We start from the raw sequence: 15,108 nt of genomic DNA, 5'->3' as shown, positions 1-15,108 counted from the left end.
CGTACGAGTCCCACGCCTTCCCTGAACCGCCACGTTCCCTGAACCGCACGCCGTGACGTGTCCCGCACGTCCTATGTGTCCCACGACCGGGAGCCGTGTCATCCCGCACGGAGTCCCCTCCCGGTCGCTCGGCAATCCCCCAGAACACCCCAGACAACGGATCCACTTCAGTTCGGAGCGATCATCGTGACGCCTGAATCCCACTCCCTGACCGGCACGGACGACCCGTCGGTCGAGCCGCCCCCCGGCTGCCCCGCACACGGCCTCGGCCTCGGTCCCGGCGGGCTGCGCCGGCTCTACGGCCCCGAGGCGGAGGACCTGGGAGCCGTGTACGAGAAACTCCGCGCCGAACACGGCGCGGTGGCCCCCGCGCTGCTCCACGACGACGTACCGATCTGGGTGGTACTCGGCCACGGCGAGAACATGCACATGGTGCGCACGCCTTCGCAGTTTTCCCGGGACACGCGGCTGTGGGCCCCTATGCACGACGGCACGGTCAAGCCGGACCACCCGCTCATGCCGCACGTCGCCTGGCAGCCCCTTTGCTGCCACGCCGAGGGCGACGAGCACCTACGGCTGCGCGGCGCGGTCACCGGCGCCATGTCGACCATCGACTACCGGGGCATCCGCCGCCACATCAACCGCGCGACCCAGCACCTCGTCAACAAGTTCTGCGAGGAGGGCAGGGCCGAACTGGTCAGCCAGTTCGCCGAGTATCTGCCGATGGTGGTGATGTGCGAGATCCTCGGCATGCCCGACGAGTACAACGACCGGATCGTGCAGGCCGCCCGCGACCTGCCCAAGGGCACCGAGACCGCCATCGCCAGCAACGCCTACATCATGGACGTCCTGACGCGGCACACCGCCCGCCGCCGGGCCGAACCCCAGGACGACTTCACCAGCCACCTCATCAACCACCCGGCAGGGCTCACCGACGAGGAGGTCAGCCAGCACCTGCGCCTTGTTCTGATCGTCGCGTACGAGAGCACCGCCAACCTCCTCGCCAACGTGCTGCGCGTGGTGCTCACCGACCCGGGCTTCCGGGCCCAGCTGAACGGCGGCCAGATGACCGTGCCGGAAGCGGTCGAGCAGACCCTGTGGGACGAGCCGCCGTTCAGCGCCGTCATCGCCTACTTCGCCAAGCAGGACACCGAACTGGGCGGCCAGCGCATCCGCAAGGGCGACGGCCTCCTCCTCGGCATCGCGCCGGGCAACGTCGACCCACGGGTCCGCCCCGATCTCAAGGCCAACATGCAGGGCAACCGCTCCCACCTCGCCTTCAGCGGCGGTCCCCACGAGTGCCCGGGTCAGGACATCGGCCGAGCCATCGCCGACGTCGGCGTCGACGCGCTGCTGACCCGCGTTCCGGACATCCAGCTGGCCTGCGAGGAGCATGAGCTGCGCTGGCGGGAGAGCATCTCGAACCGGCATCTGGCGGAACTGCCGGTGAAGTTCGCGCCGAGGCCCCAGGAGGACGTCGCGCTGCGGCCCTCGGGCAGGTCGGTGCCGCCACAGCGCCCGAACAGCCGGCAGATCCGTACGGAACAGCCGCAGACCACGGCTCCGGAACCCGCCGACCCGTCCGGCAAGCCCACGCCGGCGCCCGAACCGGTCGCCCGGCCGGGTGCGCTCCGCCGTCTCCTGCGCTGGTTGCGCGGCAACTGAGCCGACCGCCGAGCACCCTGGCCGCTACTCCGCCCACTCCTCGTACGAAGACCAGGCCCGCAGTGCACGCGGGCTGACGAACCGGTGCTCGTGCCCCGTGACCGGGTCGGTGAACTCCAGGCCCCGCGCCAGCAGCTGGAGCGGACGCCGGAAGTCATCGGCCGCCACGGGGCCGGTCACCACCGGATAGAGGGGATCGCCGAGGATCGGCACCCCCAAGGCGCTCATGTGCACCCTCAGCTGGTGTGTCTGCCCGGTACGCGGTATCAGCCGGTACCGGGCACGCCCGTTCCGGTGCTCCAGCAGCTCCACTCGGCTGACGGCGTTGGGCTCGCCCTCGACCTCACGGGCCGCCATGACCCCGCGCTCCTTGACGATCCGGCTGCGCACGGTGCGCGGCAGGGCCAGCGCCGGGTCGTACGGGGCCACGGCCTCGTACTCCTTCGCCACCCGCCTGTCGCGGAACAGCGACTGGTACGCGCCGCGCTCCTCGGGTCGCACGGTGAACAGCACCAGCCCGGCCGTCAGCCGGTCCAGACGGTGGGCCGCGCTCAGCGCCGGAATTCCCAGCTGCCGCCGCAGCCGCGCCAGAGCCGTCTCGGCGACATGGCTGCCGCGCGGGGTGGTAGCCAGGAAGTGCGGCTTGTCGGCCACCACCACGTGCTCGTCCCGATACACGACATCGACCGTGAACGGCACGCGCTCCTCCTCCGGCAGCTCCCGGTGGAACCACACGAACATCCCCGGCACGTACGCCATGTCCCTCGGCACCGGACGCCCCTCGGCGTCCACGATCCCTCCCACGTCGAGCATGCCGTCGATCACCCCGGCCCCGGCCGAGAGCCGCGCCACGAGATGGTCCCGCACGGTCGCCCACGCCCCCTCGGCCGGCAACCGCACGCGCACCGCATCCACCCCGTCGCGCTGCGGCAGGGGAGAGGGCGGGGGCGGAGTACGGCGTCTCATCAGGATCAAGCGTACGAGGCGGCACTGACAGCGGGCGCGACGACGGCCCTCAGCCGTAGGGTCCTGGAAGAGATCGGCTTCCACCGCCGCGAACTCTTGCACGCCGTCCGCGACGTGGCGTCCCGCCTCTTGCTCAGGGGATCACTTCTGCTCCGTTCCGGCCGGAGAACAGCGTGCTGTTGCTCCGCACGGCCGACGCACAGGCGAGAGCGAGCTGCTGCAGTCCTGTCACGTCGAAGTGTGCGTCCCAGCGGCCGTGCAGCCAGCCGCGCACGATGGTTGAGCTGTCGGCGTAGAGCCTGTCGAGTTCCGGCCCGACGTCGACCGGACCGGCCTGCTCCGTGCAGGTGCACCTGGCCTGGGAGAAGTAGTCGGCCAGTCGGGGCGCGTACGTCCAGTCCACGCTCGGGCGAAGCCTCTTGCGTACGACCGGCTCGGTGCCGCTGTGCACACGCTCCCGGCCTCCTCGCGCATAGAGGCAAGTGCCCACCACAAAGCCCGCGACGACACGTTGCCACTGCTCACCCGCGATCGCGCAGGTATGGCTCAGGCAGACCTCCAGTATGTCCCAGAGCTGTTCCCTGTCGGGCAGCCGCAAGCCCAGATTGTTGCGGTTGCCGTTCTCGGCATCACGCCCCTGGTCGATCAGGTCATGAGCGAGCACGGCGACCATCGTGGCCTCATCGACGATCTCCCGAAAACGTGCCGAGAGATCATCCTGGACGGTGTAGATATGCACCCCGATGTCGGCGCCCCTGATCCGGATGTACTCCTCGCGGTCGAAGAGAGCAGGCAGTTGGAGGATTCCGGTCAGGTTGTCGACGAGTTGCACCGCCCCGCACTCCGCCTGCGCGGCAACCAGCAGCTCGCCCTCGTTCCCGCTCAGCCGCACGCATTCCCGGGACGCGGCCACGGTGTCCCGGGCAAGCCGGCCGATTTCCTGCTCATGTGGCGCGGTTCCTGCGTAGTACTCGCTGATTCCCGCCAGAACGCCCCACAGGAACGTGGTCTTGGCTTCGAGGGCGGTGCTCCACTCGGGTGCGGTGCACAGAGCGGTGAACAGGCCGGACATCTCCATCGCGAACGAGTAGTGAGGCGTATGGCCCACGGCCCGCCGGCACCACTGCTGGGCTCGGCCGACGGAGAGCTCCTCCCGTGTCCCGACCGGCGGCGGACCCGCTGAGCTGCGCATCAGCCGGTCGCACGCGACGGTCAACAGTCGACCTGTGTCTCTGCCGAGCAGTGTCTGCCAGTTCACCTGCCGCTGCTCGCGGCGCAGCAGGGCGCGCACGGCCCAAAGATCGGGGGACGGAATTGAATCCAAATTCGAGCCCGGCGACCCCAACGCTGATCGACTGGCATTGGCGGCCCTCGCCTCGATCGTATGGCAAAGCATCTGGGACAGTGCCGTCGCATCAGGGTCGGAAAGGAGAGATCGGACCGAGTTGCACCACTCGGCGGTTTCATGGGTCGATGCTGCCTGTGCAGGATTTTCGGGGCAGATCGTGCCCGCCGGGCTTCGTACATCACTCACCTTGAGCTCCCTCTACTCGCAGGCTGCCTCCCATTGCGACCTTCTGTGGCCGACAGCGATGACTGCTGACCACTTCGAGCCACAGCGGGCGCATATGGAGGTCAGGGCGACGCGCACCGACTGAGGTGTGTGGCCGGCCATAGGGACGGCCCCGGACGACTGGGGCAGGAGCAGAGCCTTTCACGATGCCTCCGGGTGGCGGAGTCGACCAGGTCCGTGAACTACGCGCTGTGCTCTAGACGTTGTGGCTGAGGGCAGGCTGACCCGTGCAGGAACCTGGCCTGCTGACGGAACCGGTCGAACGGTCCTCGTCAACCGCATGCCGGGCGGCGTCGTCGCCGCGGGCTTCGGCGCGACCGCTGGGCGGCGCAGAGAATCGGTGGTCACCACCGCCACGACCGCGTTGCAGGCGGCCAGGTCGTGGATCATCTCCACCATCCAGTGCCCCTATGGGTCTCGTCAACTGTTCGGGGCGGGGTGGAGCTGATGGAAGGCCGTCAACTCGCCCTGAGAGCCCGCCACTTTGCACCATGCGATGGTTTCCGGCCGTCGGAAAGGGCGTGGGCCTCAGCGCGTGGAGTGGACTCCATGACCATCGGATGCGCGGTCTCACGCCCCTTCGCCCGCTGCGCCGCTGGTGCAGGCCCATCGGCGACAGCCGGGAAAGCGGTTCGTTGACGGGGTAGGGCGTTCGGAGTCAAGCGGAGGACAGCACGGCGGCGGCTATCGCGTCGGTTCCGGGCGCCCCTGAGCGGGTTCCGCGGCAGAACGCGCCCGTTGTCCCCGAGCCAGCCGGTACAAAACCCCCAGCCCCACCGTGACCAGCAGGAACAACACCGTGAACCACTGGAAGTACCAGTGTCCGCCCGCCGGGTCGTAGACCTCCGCGCGGGGCCAGGCGAGGTTGATGGCCATGAGGAGGCCGTAGAGGAGGGCTACGGCGTTGACGGGGATGCCCCAGCGGCCGAGGGAGAAGAGGGGGGTGCCGGTCTCGTCGGTGCCAGGGGTGGGGAAGGTGCCTCTCAGGCGGTGTACCAGCAGGGGGCCGGTGACCATCGCGTACGCCAGGTAGAGCATCACGATGCAGGTGGTGCCGATGGCCAGGAACGCCTCCGGGGACGCGAAGTTGAGGAGCAGGAGGGCGGCGGCGAGGACGCCGACCACCAGGGCGGGGGCGCTGGGCATACCGGTGCGTGGGTTGACCTTGGCCAGGCGCCCCGCGAAGGGGAGTTCGCCGTCGCGGGCCATGGAGAAGAGCATGCGGCAGGCCGCCGTCTGGATCGCGAGCGTGGCCACCGTGATCGCCACCATCACGTCGGCCAGTAGCAGTCGGCCGACACCGTCGCCGAGGCTGCTGGTCAGTACGTAACTCAGGCCGTCCACGCCCAGTTTCCCGTCGGTGAGGCTGGGGGCGGCGATGAGACCGCCGAGGACGATGAGACCGCCGAGCAGACCGGCCGCGCCCAGTGCCAGCAGGATCGTGCGGGGCGCGGTGCGGCGCGGGTGGTGGGTCTCCTCGCTCATCTCCCCCGCGCTGTCGAAGCCGATCATCACGTACGCCGCCATGAAGGAGCCCACCAGCAGGGCACCGAGCAGGCCGGTGCCGCCCTCCGCCGGGTGGAAGGTGATGCCGGGGGAGCGTTCGGCGTGGGTCAGCAGGAGCACGATGATCAGGACGGCGCCGATGATCTCGGCGGTCACACCGACCCGGTTGACCAGGGACAGCACCCGGTTGTCCAGCACGTTCACCAGGGTGGTGAGCGCCAGCAGGATCACACCGAGGACCGCCGCGTTCGCGGCTCCGCTCGCGCTGGTCGGTGTCGGGTCGTCGCCGACGATCTGGAAGCCCGACCAGATCGCGGGCATCACCATCTGCAGCGCGAGCGCCGCCGCCGCGACCACCACGATCTGTCCGATCACCATGATCCAGCCGGCGAACCAGCCGAAGGTGAGGTTCGACAGCCGTGACGACCACTGGTAGATCGCGCCCGAGATCGGATAGCGCGCGGCCAGCTCCGCGAAGCACGCGGCGACCGTCAACTGGCCGATCAGTACGGCCGGCCAGGTCCAGAAGAAGACCGGGCCGCCGAACGCGTACCCGAACGCGAAGAACTGGAAGACGGTCGTCAGTACGGAGATGAAGGAGAACCCGGCCGCGAACGAGGCGTACCGGGTCAGACTGCGATGGAGCTCCTGCCGATAGCCGAACTCGGCCAGGGAGCGGTCGTCGGGGGAGTGCGGTGGTTCCGGGCGGAGATCGGGGGCGGTGCTCGTCATGGCGGCGACCTGCTTTCGCAGAGGCGGTGCGAGCTCCGGCCCTGTTGGCGCGAGCTCTCGCACAGGCGGCACGAGAATTCCTGTCGGGCGACAGAAATTAGGGACGCCCCATTACGGCCGCGTCACGCGGCAGTGTCATGGCCGCGCCCATTTCCTCACGCCCCTGAGGGGAGGGTGTACTACGGCTTCCATCGCTTTGGAAGGCGGGCGACACGGGCATCGGCGGGCGGCGACGGGCCCCGGTGCGACGGGCGTTGGCGAGTCCTGGTTCGGCGGGCGTCAGCCAGTCAGGGCTCGGCGGGCGCGGTACCGGGCTCGGGGTGGCGACGGGAGATCAGCTGCCCGCGCCGACGACAGTGACACCTGTCTCCGGCGCCGACGACAGTGACACCTGTTCCTGGCGCCGACGACAGTGGTCTTTGCCCCGCGCCGACAACAGCGCCGCCGGGCACGGGCAGGCGACGATGACATCCGACCCTGGTCGAGAGCGCGGGGTTGCCGGACTCGGGCCGGCGACAGCGATGTTTGACCGGCCGAGGGCAGTGTTGCCTGCCCCTGGCCGGTGACATCGATGCCTGACCCCGGCCGGCGACAGTGACGTCGGTCCCGGTCAACGACAGTGAGGAACCTTGATGATCGACGCATCGGCCCCCTACCGGCTCGTGCCGGGCGCCGTGGACTCGCCGGTGATCCTGCATGTGCCCCACGGCTCGCGGGTGATCCCGGCCACCGTACGGGCCGGCATCCTGCTCGACGACGTCGCGCTGGAACGGGAGTTGGACCACATCACCGACGCGTACACGGACCGTATCGCCGAGCGGGCCGCCGACCGGTCGGCCGGCCCGCCCTGGAGGTTCGTGAACCAACTCTCCCGCCTGGTCGTCGACCCGGAACGGTTCCCCGACGAGCGGGAGGAGATGCTGGCCGTGGGCATGGGCGCGGTCTACACCCGCACCACCCACCGCGAGGCCCTCCGCCCCGCCGACCACGACGGCCGACCGCTCCTCGACCGCTACTTCCACCCGTACGCCGCCGCCATGACCGACGCCGTGACACACCGTCTGGAGGCCGCGGGGCGGGCCGTGGTCGTCGATGTGCACTCGTATCCGACCAGGGCCCTGCCGTACGAACTCCACGGTGACGGCCCCCGCCCACCCGTCTGTCTGGGCAGCGACCCCTTCCACACCCCGCCCGAACTGCTCGCCGCGGCCGAGCAGGCGTTCGCCGGCTTCGGCGGCACCGCCGTCAACACCCCCTTCGCGGGGGCGTACGTCCCGCTGAAGTACTACGGCACCGACCCCAGGGTGACCGCCCTGATGATCGAGATCCGCCGGGACGTCTACATGGCCGAGCCGGGCGGCCCCGCGGGCCCGGGGCTGGAAGCACTCGCGGGCGCGCTCGCCCGGCTTGTCGACTTGGTTACCACCTAACCTCGCGTGAACGTTCCCAAGCCGTTCGTGTCGAACGCCTCGATCGTCACCTGGCGCGCCTTGCCGTTCTCGTCGTCCTTGAACGTCACCCCGGAGGGGCCGCTCGCGTTCTCGCCCACCGTTTCGAAGTAGAACGTGTCGCCGTCGTAGTGGTTCAGGCGGAACGTCATCGGTTTTGGTCCCAGGCGCAGGGTGAGTTCGTCGTTGGACTCGGTGACCGTGAGAGGGCCGTAGTAGGCGTTGCGGTAGGTGCCGGTGTAGGTGGAGGTGGCGCGGGGGTCGGAGGCGTCTTTCGGTGGCTTCGAGTAGTCCGTGGGGGAGCGGAGCTGCTCGGCTTCCTGTTCGTAGATCTTGGCCGCGAGGTCCAGCCAGTCCTCGGTCGGCTTGCCGTGTTGGGCCGTGTCGAGGAAGTCGAAGGAGACGGCGTCCGCGAGGCCGACGGGTTCGCCGTTGGTGAGGACGGCGATGCCGAGTTCCTCGCCGGGCAGCATCGTGACGTTGGAGTTGGCGCCGAGGGCGAAGGCGCCGGAGTGGCTGAGGCGCAGGCGGCCCTGGTCGTCGTAGCCGACGTTCCAGCCGAGGCCGTAGAAGCCGGCTCGGCCCGCCGGGGCGGGCGGCGGGTGGGTGACGGCCGCCGGGAGGTGGGTGCGTTCCAGGGGGTCGGCGGCGATGATCTGGTCGCCGTCCAGTTCGCCGTTCGCGAGTTGGAGCCGCAGCCAGCGGGAGAGGTCGCGGACCGTGGAGCTGGCGCCGCCCGCCGGGGACTGGGCGTCGGCGTCCCGTACGTACCTGGCGTCCCAGGTGCCGTCGGCGTTGCGGACGTGGGCGAACGCCTTGTTGTTCGCGCCCTCGTAGTCGTTGAAGCGCGAGCTGGTGTCGGCCATGCCGGCCGGCTTGTACAGGGTGTCCTCGGAGAGCTTCTCCCAACTCGTCCCGGCCGCGTCGGCGACGGCCTCGCCCGCCGCCGTGACACCGAAGTTGGTGTACGCGTAGCTCGCGCGGAACGGCGTCAGGGGCTCCAGCCGCAGATGTTCGAGGATGTACTTCCGGTCGTAGCCGAGGTCTTCGAGGAGGTCCCCGGCGTGGTCGGGCAGGCCGCTGCGGTGCGCGAACAGGTCGGCCACGGTGACGTGTTCGGTCACCCAGGGGTCCTTCAGGGCGAAGTCCGGGAGGTGTTCGGCCACCGGGTCGTCCCAGGCGATGGTCTTCTCGCCCACCGCGCCGGCGACCACGGTCGAGGCCAACGGCTTCGACAGCGACGCCAGTTGGAACACCGTGTCCGGGCCGACCTCGCCGCGCTGGCCGATGTGCCGTTTGCCGTAGCCCTCCAGGTGGACCACCTCGTCCTTGTACACGACGGCCACCGCCACACCCGGGACGCCGGACCGTTTCATGCCCCGCTCGACGATGGAGTCGAGGGCGGCGACGGCCCGGTCGACGTCGTCCTGGCTGAGCTGCGGTGGCGGCTGGGGCGGAGGAGCGGCGGAGGTGGTGCCGACGCCGTACGGGGCACCGCCGAGCACGAGGAGTGAGGCCAGGACCGTGACGACCTGTGTCCTGCTTCTGCGGTGTGGCCTCGTCTGCCGAAGACCCATGAGTTCATTCAAACGGGTGAGCCGGGCTTTGTCCTGCGGAGGGGTCCCCGGAAGAGCGCTGCGGGACGGTCCTGCGCATGACGGCGCCCGGCCGCCGGGCGGGCCGGCCGCCGGGCGCACCGACCGCCCCGAGCCGGTTGCGGCACACCCGAGTACGCCAGGCCCGAGTGCGTCAGGCCCGGCGGTGCGACGGCCACCGGGGGTGCGTCAGGCCACGGGTGCGACGACCACCGGGGGTGCGACGGCCACCCACGGGTGTGATGGCCACCGGGGGTGTTGATGGCCACCACGGGTGCGACAGGTCACTGGGGTGCGACGGCCACCGGGGGTGCGACGGCCACCGGGGGTGTTGATGGCCACCACGGGGGCGACGGCCACCGAGGGTGTGATGGGCACCGGAGGTGTGATGGCCGCTGGGGCGCGCCCGGCTCACGCTGTCGCGCGTACGCCCTCCTGCTCCGCCTCCACGCGTGCGTTCCACTCCTTCTTCGACGCCTGCCAGCCGTCCTCGTCGTGGCCGAGGCGCCAGTAGCCGGAGACCGACAGATCCTCGCGCGGGATCTGGCGTTCGACGCGGAGCAGCCGGCGCAGCTCCCTCACGAAGCCCGCCTCGCCGTGGACGAAGGCGTGCAGCCGGCCTTCGGGGAACTCCAGCGCGCGTACGGCCTCGACGAGCACCGAGCCGACGGGACGGTCCCCGCGGTGCAGCCAGACGACATCCACATCGGAGTCGATCTTCTGCTCCTCGGCGGGGCCGGAGACCTCGACCAGCGCGTGGACCCGGGCCCCGTCGGGCAGGGCCTCCAGGGAGGCGCCGATCGCGGGGAGCGCGCTCTCGTCGCCGACGAGCAGATGCCAGTCGGCCTCCGGGTTGGGAGCGTAGGCACCGCCGGGGCCGAGGAGCCGGACCAGTTCGCCCGGCTGGACCCGGGTGGCCCACGGCCCGGCGAGGCCCTCGTCGCCGTGGAGCACGAAGTCGATCGTCAGCTCGCGCAGTTCGGGGTCCCAGGCGCGCACGGTGTACGTCCGGGTCACGGGCCACTGCTCCCGGGGGAACTCCGCGCGGATCCGCTCCATGTCGAAGGGCTCCGGGTAGGTCACACCCTCGGGGCCGAACAGGAGCTTGACGTAGTGGTCGGTGCTGCCGCGCGTGCTGAACTCGGCGAGGCCGTCGCCGCCGAGGACGACGCGCTGCATGTGGGGGGTGAGCCGCTCGGTGCGAACGACTCGCGCGGAGTGGGGCTTCGGGGTCCTGCGTACCGGACGCTCTGCCATGACGGCCTCCCAAATACCTAGCTAAGGCTTGCCTAAGTTATCATCTCCCCCGGATTGACACCCCACGCTTGCGGCACAAACGAGAACTTCGCGATGTGAGTCACGCCTCACGGCTCACCACCAGAGTGTCACCCCACCCCCGGCGTGCGCCCCTCCTTACCGCTGACGCCTTGTGCTCACCCCTGAAGCGTCGTGAGCAGCCGCTGCAACGATCCTCCGAGCCCCCAACGCGCGGCCAGCGTCTCCAGCGCGACCGGGTCCCGGGGCGCCTTCGGCAGTGCCGTGTCGACCTCCGGCAACGGTACGTCGGCGGCGACCCGTACCACCGTGGGTGCGACCGCGACATAAGGTCGCGCCTCGTCGAGCCGTTTGCGCTGCGACGGCGTGAGACCGGCCTTCGGGTCGTCGACCGCGGCCATGATCCCGGCCAGGTCGCCGAACTGGGCGAGCAGCTTCGCGGCCGTCTTCTCACCGATGCCCGGCACCCCCGGCAGACCGTCGCTCGGGTCGCCACGCAGCAGTGCCAGATCCGCGTACCCGCCGCCGTCCACCCCATACTTCTCGCGCAGCCACGACTCATCGGTGAGCTGCAGCGTGCCCACACCCTTCAGCGGGTACAGCACACGCACCCCGCGCACGTCGTCGACCAGCTGGTACAGGTCGCGGTCGCCGGTGACGATGTCCACCGGGTCCTTCGCCCGGGCCGTGAACGTGCCGATCACGTCGTCCGCCTCGTACCCGGTGACGCCCACGCGCGCGATACCGAGCGCGTCCAGCACCTCCTCGATGACCGGCACCTGCGGCGACAGGGTGTCCGGCACGTCCTCCTCGTCCGGCCCGGCCTCGTGCTCCTCGGCGACACGGTGCGCCTTGTAGGAGGGGATCAGGTCGACCCGCCACTGCGGCCGCCAGTCCGCGTCCATGCACGCCACCAGATCCGTCGGCCGGTGGTCCCTGACGAGGCGGTCGATGAAGTCCAGCAGCCCGCGCACGGCGTTCACCGGGGTGCCGTCCGGGGCCTTCACGGATTCCGGTACTCCGAAGTAGGCGCGGAAGTACAGCGAGGCGGTGTCGAGAAGCATCAGGCGTCGGGTCACGTCCCGCATCATGCCGTAAGCCACCGACAGGCGGCCCCTGGCGTGGACGCGGACACGGCGGGAGAGGGCGTGCGCCCCGCGGCACGGGGGCCGGCGTGCGTACGGCATGCGGGGCACGCGGAGCATGTGGAGCATGTGGGGTACGCGCACGAGTGGCGCGCGGGGAGCGTGCGTGCCAGGTGTGTGTCCGCCGCGCCGCCGCGCCGCCGCGCCGCCGCGCCGCCGCGAGGGCCCGCGCGACCGGCGGGCGGTACGAAGACCTGGGACCACCACCCGCGCCCCACCGCCGCGGTCGCTCAAACGCGCGTACGCCAAGAAGGAGCCGATCGCCGTCACCCTGTGGTCCCCGCACTGGGCGTGCAGCGACTACGCCCTCCCTCCCGAGCTCTCCCGAGCTCTCCCACGATCCCGGCGGACACAGCCCCGGCCGCGCCGCAAGCGGAGCGCCATGGCACAGATGATCGCGTCGTAGGACGGATGTACGACAAAGATCCGGACAACCCCCAGCCGCCACCCACGGACTTCACCACCCGGCACACCAAGCCCGACAGCCGGTTCGACCACTCCACCGCGTCCCCCGCCGTTGGCGCAATCCGTGACCCTGACCCCCTCTCGGCTTTACAGGGATGTGACGGGCGCATGAAACGGTTTGCCGAACATGCGTAGGGTGCAGAGAACTCATCAGGAGACGTGCACCCGATGAGTGCCGACCCAGTTGCCATCCGTGACCGACGAGCGAAGGAGGGAGCCGGAGCGATGGGCGACCACAAAGAGCAGCCCCTTCGGGTGGGCGCGGCCGTCCGGCGGCGACGCCGGGCACTGGAACTCACCCTCTCCGTCGTGGCCGAACGCAGCGGCCTGTCGGTTCCCTTCCTCAGCCAGGTCGAGAACGAACGGGCCCGTCCCAGCAAGCCCTCCCTGGAACGCATCGCCGATGCCCTGGGCACGACCGCCGTGGAACTCCTCGCCGCCGCCGACCCGGCATGCAGCGTCGACGTCGTACGCGCCGCCGACGACGGCCTCACCCCCTCCCCCCAGGCCTCGGCCCCACTGGAGCAGGGCAGCCCGCCGTCCCGCGCACGCTCCCTGGTGCGCGGTCACCACCAACTGCACGCCGTGGAGTTCACCGGCGACCACGACGAGGGCCGCGAGGTCCAGCACCGCAACGACGAGCTGATGTACGTCGTCGAGGGCGGCGTGGAGGTCGAGGCCGAGGGCCGCGCCCACCGCCTCGGCCGGGGTGACACGTTGTACATGTCCGGTGGCGTACGGCACCGCTGGCGGGCCACCGTGCCCGACACCCGCGTGATCGTGGTGGCCGTCGCGGACCACATCGAGGCCCTGGAGGACCGGCACCGGCGGGGCGCGTGAGCCCGTGCGCTCCCTGCCACGTGTCGTCTCCCTCGTCCCGTCGCTGACGGAGGCCGTGGCGGTCTCGCTGCCCGGCGCGCTGGTCGGCGCCACCGACTGGTGCAGCCACCCGAGTGAGCTCGACGTCGTACGCGTCGGGGGCACCAAGAACCCCAAGGCCGGCACGATCGTGACCCTGGCCCCCGACCTCGTGATCGCCAACGAGGAGGAGAACCGCGGGCCCGACCTGACGGCCCTCCGCGACGCGGGCATCGAAGTCCTGGTCACCGAGGTACGGAACGTGCCGCAGGCGTTCGCCGAACTGGACCGCGTCCTGCGGGCGTGCGGCGCCCGCTCCCGCCCGCGCTGGCTGGACGAGGCGGAGTCGACGTGGTCGCGGCTGCCTGCCCCTGACCGCCGTACGACCGCCGTCGTACCCATCTGGCGACGCCCCTGGATGGTGCTCGGCCGGGACACCTTCGCCGGTGACGTCCTCGCACGGCTGGGCGTCGACAACCTGTACGCCGACCACGCGGAGCGGTACCCCCGTGTTCCCGTCGAGGAGCTGCGGGCGGCAGCCCCCGATCTGGTCGTACTGCCCGACGAGCCGTACCGCTTCACCGCGGACGACGGCCCGGAGGCGTTCCCGGGACTGCCGTGCGCCTTGCTGAGCGGTCGCCACCTCACCTGGTACGGCCCGTCGCTGGCGGAGGCGCCGCAGGTGCTGGGTGAGGCGCTGCGGGCAGTCGGCCGCTGAGCGGCCCGCGCCCCGGTGTGACCGGCCGTGGCCACGATCGCCGTGATGTGAGCGTCCCCCTGCCTGACGGGCCCACCAGGGGGTTTGTTCGAACGGGGACATAAGCTGGGGTTATGGGTGGTGGTGAGGGTGAGGAGCGGGGCGGCGGGCTGGCCCATCGGGTGCCGGATCTGGGGGCGCTCGAACTGCTGCTGGCCGTGGCGCGGCTGGGCTCGCTCGGGCGGGCCGCGCGGGAGTCGGGGATCACTCAGCCGGCCGCGAGCAGTCGGATCCGCTCGATGGAACGGCAGCTGGGCGTGGCGTTGGTGGACCGGTCGCCGCGAGGGTCCCGGCTGACCGACGCGGGGGCGCTCGTCACGGACTGGGCCCGGCGGATCGTCGAGGCGGCCGAGGCGTTCGACGCGGGGGCGCAGGCGTTGCGGGACCGGCGCGACTCGCGGCTCCGCGTGGCCGCGAGCATGACCATCGCGGAGTATCTGCTGCCCGGCTGGCTCATCGCGCTGCGCGCCGAGCGACCCGACACGGCGGTCTCGCTCCTCGCCGGCAACTCGACGGTCGTCGCGGAGCGGTTGCTGGCCGACGAGGCGGACCTGGGTTTCGTGGAGGGGCCGACCGTGCCCGCCGGGCTCGACGCGGCGGTGATAGCCCATGACCACCTGATCGTGGTGACGGCGCCGGGGCATCCCTGGGCGCGGCGCCGCAAGCCTCTGGACGCGACCGAGCTGGCCTCGACCCCGTTGATCCTCCGGGAGAAGGGCTCCGGTACCCGGCAGGTCCTGGAGGCGGCCCTCGGTGACCTGGCCCGGCCCCTCATCGAGCTGTCCTCCACCACGGCGGTGAAGTCCTCGGCCCTCAGTGGCGCGGGGCCCGCCGTGCTGTCCGAACTCGCCCTCGGGGAGGAACTCTCCTCCCGCCGTCTGATCCGCATACCCGTGGAGGGGGTACGCCTGCGTCGGGCCCTGCGGGCGGTCTGGCCGACGGGGCACCGGCCCGCCGGGCCCGCGCGGGATCTGCTGGGGCTTACGCGGGGGGCCGCGGCCGGTGGTTGAGGGGTTGTTTCGCCCCCGCCGCCCCTACCCGTCCCGTCCCCCCAGGGGCTGCCGCCCCTTCGACCCCGCTTCGCCTTCCAGCTCGGTCCGGGCGGTTTGTGGGCGGGTGCGGG

The 15,108-nt window shown here is 70.9% G+C and carries 12 protein-coding genes and 1 pseudogene; 7 read left to right on the top strand and 6 right to left on the bottom strand.

What is annotated here, in order from left to right:
* Positions 1–186: 186 nt before the first annotated feature.
* Positions 187–1,665 (top strand): cytochrome P450, encoded by a 1,479-nt coding sequence (locus STRIP9103_RS30870; protein ID WP_048821306.1) that lies wholly within the window; start codon positions 187–189, stop codon positions 1,663–1,665.
* A gap of 24 nt (positions 1,666–1,689) precedes the next feature.
* Here the strand turns inward: STRIP9103_RS30870 and STRIP9103_RS30865 are convergent, their stop codons facing one another.
* A complete protein-coding gene (locus STRIP9103_RS30865) occupies positions 1,690–2,631 on the bottom strand; it encodes an RluA family pseudouridine synthase (protein ID WP_078614112.1) in 942 nt (313 codons plus the stop codon).
* A gap of 133 nt (positions 2,632–2,764) precedes the next feature.
* Entirely contained in the window at positions 2,765–4,165 is a 1,401-nt protein-coding gene (locus STRIP9103_RS30860) for a hypothetical protein (RefSeq protein WP_063747336.1), read from the bottom strand.
* A 319-nt stretch (positions 4,166–4,484) separates the two neighbouring features.
* Here STRIP9103_RS30860 and STRIP9103_RS50220 point away from each other — a divergent pair, with 319 nt between their 5' ends.
* The gene (locus STRIP9103_RS50220; protein WP_158696926.1) at positions 4,485–4,652 is read left to right on the top strand and encodes a hypothetical protein; all 168 of its coding nucleotides are present in this window, start codon (positions 4,485–4,487) and stop codon (positions 4,650–4,652) included.
* Positions 4,653–4,888: 236 nt separating this feature from the next.
* On the opposite strand, the gene STRIP9103_RS30855 is transcribed toward STRIP9103_RS50220, so the two are convergent.
* Positions 4,889–6,442 (bottom strand): amino acid permease, encoded by a 1,554-nt coding sequence (locus tag STRIP9103_RS30855; RefSeq protein WP_048821304.1) that lies wholly within the window; start codon positions 6,440–6,442, stop codon positions 4,889–4,891.
* 632 nt (positions 6,443–7,074) lie between these two features.
* On the opposite strand from STRIP9103_RS30855, the gene STRIP9103_RS30850 reads away from it, so the two are divergent.
* Positions 7,075–7,872: an N-formylglutamate amidohydrolase gene (locus STRIP9103_RS30850; RefSeq protein ID WP_009327025.1), complete on the top strand. Its 798-nt coding sequence runs from the start codon at positions 7,075–7,077 to the stop codon at positions 7,870–7,872.
* On the opposite strand, the gene STRIP9103_RS30845 is transcribed toward STRIP9103_RS30850, so the two are convergent.
* From STRIP9103_RS30845 to STRIP9103_RS30835, 3 genes are all read right to left on the bottom strand, one after another.
* On the bottom strand, positions 7,869–9,467 hold the full coding sequence (locus tag STRIP9103_RS30845) for a serine hydrolase (RefSeq protein ID WP_009327027.1): 1,599 nt from the start codon (positions 9,465–9,467) through the stop codon (positions 7,869–7,871). The two genes, STRIP9103_RS30850 and STRIP9103_RS30845, sit on opposite strands and share 4 nt — an antisense overlap.
* Positions 9,468–9,896: 429 nt before the next feature.
* Entirely contained in the window at positions 9,897–10,742 is an 846-nt protein-coding gene (locus STRIP9103_RS30840) for a siderophore-interacting protein (protein ID WP_009327008.1), read from the bottom strand.
* A gap of 176 nt (positions 10,743–10,918) precedes the next feature.
* Positions 10,919–11,863, bottom strand: a complete 945-nt coding sequence (locus STRIP9103_RS30835; protein WP_009327002.1) for a 5'-3' exonuclease — start codon at positions 11,861–11,863, stop codon at positions 10,919–10,921.
* Positions 11,864–11,945: 82 nt separating this feature from the next.
* Here STRIP9103_RS30835 and STRIP9103_RS50215 point away from each other — a divergent pair.
* From STRIP9103_RS50215 to STRIP9103_RS30820, 4 genes and pseudogenes are all read left to right on the top strand, one after another.
* Positions 11,946–12,215, top strand: a pseudogene (locus STRIP9103_RS50215) (glycine betaine ABC transporter substrate-binding protein); the annotation flags it as partial.
* A gap of 380 nt (positions 12,216–12,595) precedes the next feature.
* A complete protein-coding gene (locus STRIP9103_RS30830; RefSeq protein WP_009326994.1) occupies positions 12,596–13,210 on the top strand; it encodes a helix-turn-helix domain-containing protein in 615 nt (204 codons plus the stop codon).
* Between the two features lie 4 nt (positions 13,211–13,214).
* Complete coding sequence (locus tag STRIP9103_RS30825) at positions 13,215–13,946, top strand: helical backbone metal receptor (RefSeq protein ID WP_009327028.1); 732 nt, start codon at positions 13,215–13,217, stop codon at positions 13,944–13,946.
* A 113-nt stretch (positions 13,947–14,059) separates the two neighbouring features.
* A complete protein-coding gene (locus STRIP9103_RS30820) occupies positions 14,060–14,995 on the top strand; it encodes a LysR family transcriptional regulator (RefSeq protein WP_009327005.1) in 936 nt (311 codons plus the stop codon).
* Positions 14,996–15,108: the final 113 nt, after the last annotated feature.

This window comes from Streptomyces ipomoeae 91-03, from assembly GCF_000317595.1.
Lineage (GTDB): Bacteria > Actinomycetota > Actinomycetes > Streptomycetales > Streptomycetaceae > Streptomyces > Streptomyces ipomoeae.
Note: the sequence above shows the minus strand (reverse complement) of the source record. Positions and strands in the feature narration are given on the sequence as shown.

What these genes read in the sequence shown, in the direction of transcription:
- STRIP9103_RS30865 (WP_078614112.1), bottom strand. Translation starts at nt 2,631, where the DNA reads ATGAGACGCCGTACTCCGCCCCCGCCCTCTCCCCTGCCGCAGCGCGAC.
- STRIP9103_RS50220 (WP_158696926.1), top strand. Translation starts at nt 4,485, where the DNA reads ATGCCGGGCGGCGTCGTCGCCGCGGGCTTCGGCGCGACCGCTGGGCGG.
- STRIP9103_RS30855 (WP_048821304.1), bottom strand. Translation starts at nt 6,442, where the DNA reads ATGACGAGCACCGCCCCCGATCTCCGCCCGGAACCACCGCACTCCCCC.
- STRIP9103_RS30850 (WP_009327025.1), top strand. Translation starts at nt 7,075, where the DNA reads ATGATCGACGCATCGGCCCCCTACCGGCTCGTGCCGGGCGCCGTGGAC.
- STRIP9103_RS30845 (WP_009327027.1), bottom strand. Translation starts at nt 9,467, where the DNA reads ATGGGTCTTCGGCAGACGAGGCCACACCGCAGAAGCAGGACACAGGTC.
- STRIP9103_RS30840 (WP_009327008.1), bottom strand. Translation starts at nt 10,742, where the DNA reads ATGGCAGAGCGTCCGGTACGCAGGACCCCGAAGCCCCACTCCGCGCGA.
- STRIP9103_RS30830 (WP_009326994.1), top strand. Translation starts at nt 12,596, where the DNA reads ATGGGCGACCACAAAGAGCAGCCCCTTCGGGTGGGCGCGGCCGTCCGG.
- STRIP9103_RS30820 (WP_009327005.1), top strand. Translation starts at nt 14,060, where the DNA reads ATGGGTGGTGGTGAGGGTGAGGAGCGGGGCGGCGGGCTGGCCCATCGG.